Source organism: Rhizobium atlanticum (assembly GCF_030182485.1).
GTDB lineage: Bacteria > Pseudomonadota > Alphaproteobacteria > Rhizobiales > Rhizobiaceae > Rhizobium.
Genome location: NZ_JAQJCJ010000081.1, coordinates 1 through 995 on the forward strand (window position 1 = coordinate 1; position 995 = coordinate 995).

Genomic DNA, 995 nt, shown 5'->3' on the forward strand with positions numbered 1-995 from the left:
ACAATGAATACGAGCGACGCCGCAGGATTGGCAGACACGCGCGCTGTCAAGCGCAAGTTCAAGAGCGAGATGTCGATGGCCTTTGTGCTTGTCGGCATCGCGCTGATCTTCGAGGTGCTTGGCTGGATTTTCGTGGGCACGTCGTTCCTCGGCAACGATCAGCGCCTGTCGATCATCATTCTCCAGGTCTCGGTGACCGGAATTCTGGCCGTCGGCGTGACGCATGTGATCATCACAGGCGGCATCGACCTGGCGTCGGGATCGGTGGTCGGCCTTTCGGCCATGGTCGCCGCATCGCTGGCACAGGGCTCGGCGGACGTGCGCGCGCTCTATCCCGGACTCACCGACCTCTTTCCCCTCTGGCCGATCATGGCCGGCCTGCTCGTCGGCCTGATCACCGGATGGATCAGCGGTTTCCTGATCGCCAAAACCGGCATCCCGCCCTTCATCGCCACCCTCGGCATGATGGTCTGTGCCAGAGGCGCGGCCAAGTGGTATACGCTCGGCCAGCCGATCGGCCTTCTGACCCCGCAGTTCACATGGCTCGGAAAGAGCTATCTCATCCTCGGCTTTCCGGTCCCGCTGCCGGTGCTGATCTTCCTCGGCGTCGCCATCATCTCGCATATTGCCCTCGGCTACACCCGCTACGGCAAATATACCTATGCGATCGGATCCAACCCGCAGGCCGCAAGGGTCTCGGGCATCGACATCGGATCCCATCTCATCAAGGTCTACATCGTCGCAGGCGTGCTCTCCGGACTGGCTGGCGTCGTCACCGCTGCCCGCGCAGCATCCGCCCAGCCGACCATGGGCACCGCATACGAACTCGACGCCATCGCCGCTGCCGTCATCGGCGGCACATCGCTGGCCGGCGGTTCCGGCCGCATAACAGGAACGCTGATCGGAACAATCATCCTCGGCGTCATCACATCCGGCTTCACCTTCCTCAAGATCGGATCCTATTACCAGGAGATCATCAAGGGAGCCATCATCGT

At 62.1% G+C, this 995-nt stretch carries 1 protein-coding gene; it reads left to right on the top strand.

Annotated features, from left to right (window positions below):
* Positions 1–3: 3 nt before the first annotated feature.
* On the top strand, positions 4–995 hold a 992-nt coding region (locus PH551_RS32785), incomplete at its 3' end, for an ABC transporter permease (RefSeq protein ID WP_285196408.1).